The organism is Saccharopolyspora sp. 6M, assembly GCF_020176775.1.
Lineage (GTDB): Bacteria > Actinomycetota > Actinomycetes > Mycobacteriales > Pseudonocardiaceae > Saccharopolyspora_C > Saccharopolyspora_C gregorii.
Window position 1 is genome coordinate 1 of the sequence record NZ_JAIUJZ010000304.1, and the last position, 5,030, is coordinate 5,030.

The 5,030-nt window shown below is 74.0% G+C and carries 4 protein-coding genes; 2 read left to right on the forward strand and 2 right to left on the reverse strand.

The features are described from left to right. Positions 1-474: 474 nt before the first annotated feature. On the forward strand, positions 475-1,374 hold the full coding sequence (locus LCD31_RS28070) for an alpha/beta hydrolase (protein ID WP_308015880.1): 900 nt from the start codon (positions 475-477) through the stop codon (positions 1,372-1,374). Between the two features lie 7 nt (positions 1,375-1,381). Here LCD31_RS28070 and LCD31_RS28075 read toward each other — a convergent pair whose 3' ends face one another. Beyond that, on the reverse strand, positions 1,382-2,674 hold the full coding sequence (locus LCD31_RS28075; RefSeq protein ID WP_224963087.1) for an MFS transporter: 1,293 nt from the start codon (positions 2,672-2,674) through the stop codon (positions 1,382-1,384). Then, on the reverse strand, positions 2,671-3,933 hold the full coding sequence (locus tag LCD31_RS28080) for a lyase family protein (RefSeq protein WP_224963090.1): 1,263 nt from the start codon (positions 3,931-3,933) through the stop codon (positions 2,671-2,673). The genes LCD31_RS28075 and LCD31_RS28080 overlap by 4 nt, the downstream gene beginning before the upstream one ends. Positions 3,934-4,119: 186 nt before the next feature. On the opposite strand from LCD31_RS28080, the gene LCD31_RS28085 reads away from it, so the two are divergent. Beyond that, entirely contained in the window at positions 4,120-4,881 is a 762-nt protein-coding gene (locus tag LCD31_RS28085) for an IclR family transcriptional regulator (RefSeq protein ID WP_224963092.1), read from the forward strand. Positions 4,882-5,030 lie beyond the last annotated feature (149 nt).

Genomic DNA, 5,030 nt, shown 5'->3' on the forward strand with positions numbered 1-5,030 from the left:
CCGCGGTGCTGTGCTTCCGGCGTGATCAGTGGCGAACTTTCCTGGCCGAGATCAAGTACTCGGATTGATCCCGGCCGGGGGGGGGGGGGGGGGGGGGGGGGGGGGGGGGGGGGGGGGGGGGGGCCCCGGGGGGGGGGGGGGGGGGGGGGGGGGGGGGGGGGGCCGCCCGCCGCCTCGGCCGTGTCCCCGTTCGGCCCGGGCTGCGCGCCCTCGTGGTCGATGCCGGTCATGTCTCTCCCTCTGGATGGCTTGCCCCCTCGACGAGAAGAGGAGGTCGTCTGCCGTGCGGTCCCGGGTGGCCCGGGCCGTCGCGAATCGGCGAACCGACCAGCGCGCCTCGTCCGGGAGCAGTGTCCAACCATGCCGCAGCGGCACGGAAAGCCTCCTTGCCCGAGGTGTGTCCGCGATCACCCCGGGCGCGGGATGCGCGGCGTCGCCTGGGAGCATCGGCGGCGGACTACGGGAGGTTCGGACGTGGACGACGCACCCGCTCCGCTGGGAGCGCGCTACCCGGTTCCCGCCGGCCAGATGCTGCTGCACCGCTCCGGTCGCGGCGGCCCGCCCGCGGTGTTCCTGGCCGGTGGCGGGATGTCCGGGCTGCACGGCCTGCGCCTGCACGAGCGGGTCGCCGAGTTCACCACGAGCGTGCTGGTGGATCGCCTCGGCCTCGGCTGGAGCGATCCGGTGGAGCTGCCGCGCAGCGGCACCCGCGTCACCGACGACCTGCGCGCGCTGCTGCGGGTGGCGGACGTGCCGGGGCCGCGCGTGCTGGTGGGGCATTCGCTGGGCGGGCTCTACGCGCGGTTGTACGCGAAGCGGTTCCCGGACGAGGTGGCCGGGCTGGTGCTGCTCGACCCGACGCACGAGGAGATCGTGCAGCACCTGCCCGCCGAGGCCGCGCAACGGCTCCTGGCGTGGACCACCGACGTCGAGCTGCCCGCCGACGGGTTGTCGGCGATGCGGAACGCGTACCGGGCCGCGGTCGGCCGGGCGCTCGCCGACTGGCCCGCGGAGATCCGGGAACCGCTGCTGGCACGGGGGTTCGGCCCAGCCGCGCACCTGCGGTCGCTGCGCGAATCGATGAACCTGCCGGAGCTGTTCCAGGAGGTCCGCGACGCGAGTCCCGACCCGGACCTGCCGCTGGTGCTCGTCTCGGCGATGGGGTCCGACGCGTTCGCCGCGGAGCTCTCCCCGCCGGAGGCCCGCGCCGGTGCCGCCGCGGCCGCCCGCGCCAAGCACGAGCTCTACGCCGACTTCGTCGCCGCGCTCCCCCGTGCCGAGCTCCGCCGCCTGGACGACGTCGGCCACTCCGGTCTCGTCTGGTCCCGGCCGGACGTCGCGGCCCGGGCGGTCCGCGACGTCCTGGCGAGCTGATCCGGCATCAGTCGAGGACCTCGGTGCTGGTCTCCGGAGCCCACAGCCAGCAGATCGCGGCACCGAGGAACAGGACCACGACGCAGCCGCCGAGCGCGACGTTCATGCCGTAGGCGTCGGCGACCAGCGGCAGCAGGAACGTGCTCGCCGCGGAGCCGATCCGGCTGGCCGCGACGGCGAGCCCCACCCCGGACGCGCGCAGGTCGGTCGGGAACAGCTCCGGCGGGTACACGAACTCCAGGTTCACCGCGGCGGCCAGCACGAACGCGAACGCGGTGAACAGCACCACCGAGGTGGCCGGACCGCCGGAGAACAGCGTCAACCCGGCCAGCAGCACGCCGCCGAGCACGAACGACCCGATCAGGAACAGCCGCCGCGAGATCCGGTCGATGAGGGCGAGCCCGACGACGGCTCCGGCGAGCAGGAACCCGTTGTAAAGCGCGCCCGCGCCGAGTTCGCCGGTGACGCCGAACGCGGCCATCACCTGCGGCGAGAAGGTGCCGAGGGCGAAGAACGGCACGACCTGGCACACGTAGAACACGGCGCCGACGGTGGTGCGCCGCCGGTGGACCGGGCCGAACAGGGCGCGCAGGCCGCGGCGGCCGGTGCTCGGCGGGACGGTCGGCGGCAGCACGTCCGGGCCGAGGTGGCGGCGCACGGCGGCCGCGGCCGCGGCTTCCCGCCCGTGCCGGACCAGCCACAGCGGTGACTCGGGGATCCCGAACCGGAACCCGGCGACGAGCAGCGCGGGCACCGCGCTGACCACCAGCATGTAACGCCAGGCGTCCGGGCCGAGCCCGGTGAGCAGGAACCCGGCCAGGTAGGCGAACACGTATCCGGCGGCCCAGGCGACGGCGAGCAGGCTCATCAGCCTGCCGCGGTACCGCACCGGCGCGTGCTCGGTCACCAGCGATTTGCTGACCACGTAGTCGGCGCCGAGCACGATCCCCAGCAGCAACCGCAGCACCAGCAGCTGGCCGGGCGTCTGCACGAAGAACTGCGCCAGCGACAGCACCGCGAACACCGGCATGTTCCAGGCGAAGATCCCGCGCCGCCCGATGCGGTCGGCGATCGGGCCGACGAGGACGGCGCCGGCGAACAGGCCGACCAACGTCGCCGCGCCCAGCAGCCCCTTCCACAGCGCGGTGAGGCCGAGCGATTCCCCGGCGGCGGCGATGACGATCCCGATGATGCCGAGGATGAACCCGTCGCTGAACTGCCCGCCGGTGCCGGACACGGCCACCCGGAGGTGGAAGCGGGTCAGCGGCGCGTCTTCGTAGGCGCAGGTCGTGGTGCTCATGCGTCACCTCCGCCGTCGCGGAGCCGACCGGTGGCGGTCTCGTAGCCTTCGGCGGCGGACAGCTCCACCCAGCGGTCCAGCGCGCCGGTCAGGTTCCGCTCCCGGTGCGGGCCGTCCCAGGCCAGGCCGTCGACGCAGCGGCGGGCGAAGGTGGTGGCGGCGGCGGTGAGGTCGTCGAAGGTGCCGGTGAGCGCGTCGAGCACCACCGGCTCCATCACGTTGAGCTCCAGTTCCCCGGCGGCGACGGCGCATTCGACCGCGTGCCCGTGGCCGCGCACCCGGTAGCTGAGCTGCATCACGTATTCGGGGACCACCGGGTTGACCTTGGCGGGCATGATCGACGATCCGGCCTGCACGGCCGGGATGGTGAGGTCGCCGAACCCGCCGCGCGGGCCGGAGGACAGCAGCCGGATGTCGGCGGCGATCTTCGCGGTGGTGAGGGCCGCGCGGGTCCCGGCCGCGGCGATCTCGGCGTACGGGTCGAAGTGCGCGAGCGCGTCGAAGCGGTCCGCGGCGGCGGTGATCGGGCGTCCGGTGAGCTCGGCGAGTTCCGCCGCGCACCGCTCGCCGAACCCGTCGGGCGCGCCGATCCCGGTGCCGACCGCGGTGGCCCCGATCGGCACGGCGTGCAGGCCTGCGGCGGAGTTCTCCAGCCCGGTCGCGACGCGGTCGACGGCGGCCGCGTGGGCGCGGTGGGTGTCCCCGGCGGTGAGGCGCACCGCGTCCTGCAGGCAGGTGCGGCCGAGGTGCGGGGTCTCGTCGAACTCGGTGGCCTTGCGCCGGAACGCGGCGGCGAGTTCGCGCAGCGCCGCGACGGGTTCCGCGACCAGTTCCAGGATGGTCAGCGCCATCGCCGTCGGATAGGTGTCGTTGGTGGACTGCGAGGCGTTGACGTGGTCGTTGGGGTGCACCGGCAGCCCGGCGATCGCGCTCGCCCTGGCCGCGATCACCTCGTTGGCGTTCATGTTCGCGGTGGTCCCGCCGCCGCCGTGCACCAGCGGGGTCGGGAACTGGTCGGCGTGCTCCCCCGCGATGATCTCCTGGCAGGCGGTGCCGATGGCCGCGCACCGGGCCTCGTCGAGCACGCCCGCGGCGAGGTTGGCGCGGGCGGCGGCGAGCTTGACCCGCGCGTAGTGGCGCACGAACGGCGCCAGGTCGCCGAAGGTGCGGCCGAGCGGCGGGAAGTTGCGCACTCCCAGCTCGGTCTGGGTCCCGTAGAGCCGGTCCCCGGTGGTGGTGGTTCCCGCGTCGGCGGTCATCGGCCGTCTCACTCTCCTCGTCGAGGGCGAACTGGTCGCTCGCAGCGCGGTCACGCTAAGCCCGGCCACCCGAACGGTCCATCGGCGTTGTTGTCCCGACAACGCCTGCGAGCAGCTGTGCTGGGAGTTCGTCGAGAATCGCGATAGACGTGTTGTCGCTGCGACAACAGGTGGCAGACTCCGGGGATGGACACCGGAGCGGAACGCGTCGCCGCCCTGCTGCTCGCCTTCGGCGCCGGCGGGGCCGGGAACGACCACGGCGTCAGCGACCTCGCGCGCGCCGTCGGACGGGAACGCAGCCAGGTCTCCCGGATGCTGAAATCGCTGGAGCGCGGCGGGCTCGTCGAACAGGATCCGCAGACGAAGCGCTACCGGCTGGGCTGGACGCTGCTGGTGCTCGCCTCCAGCGCCGGGGACGCCGCGCTGCTGCGCGCCGCCCGGCCCGCGCTGCGCGGCATCGTCGCGCGCACCGGCGAGGTGGCGCTGCTGTCCGTGCAGCGCGGCAACCGGTCGTTCACCGTGCTGCGCGAGGAGTCGAACCAGTCGCTGCGCGCCGGTGGCTGGGTGGGGCGGAGCTCCCCGATGCACTGCACCGCTTCCGGGCGGGCGCTGCTGTTCGACTCCGACGACGACCTCGTCGACGCGCTCACCGAGCAGGACCTGCGGACACCGATCTCCGGTACCGCCGCGCCCCGCGACCTCCCGGAACTCCTGGAGCGGCTGCGGGCCGAACGCGAGAACGGGTACGCGGTGGCCGGTGAGGAGGTCGAGATCGGCCTCACCTCGGTGGGCGTTCCGGTGCGGGACCACTCGGGAACGCTGGTCGCGGCCGTCAACATCTCCGGCCCCACCTCGCGGCTCGTCGGCCGGATCCAGGACTCGGTGCACCGCCTCCGCACCGCAGCCACAACGATCGAAACCGCCCTGTCCCGCCCCTACCGCCCGTAACCCCGGCAGCGAGCAGGCGGCGAAACCTAGCCCCCGCCACCGACGAGCGAAAGAACCCGACGGCAAACAAGCACTTGTCACCGCACGCAGCGGCGCGGGCCGGTTTCCTGTCAGCGGCGAAGCCGCTGAGCCGCCGACCACCAGAGCAA

Excerpts from the sequence above, each read along its gene's own strand:
- LCD31_RS28085 (WP_224963092.1), top strand. The coding sequence starts at position 4,120 with ATGGACACCGGAGCGGAACGCGTCGCCGCCCTGCTGCTCGCCTTCGGC.
- LCD31_RS28080 (WP_224963090.1), bottom strand. The coding sequence starts at position 3,933 with ATGACCGCCGACGCGGGAACCACCACCACCGGGGACCGGCTCTACGGG.
- LCD31_RS28075 (WP_224963087.1), bottom strand. The coding sequence starts at position 2,674 with ATGAGCACCACGACCTGCGCCTACGAAGACGCGCCGCTGACCCGCTTC.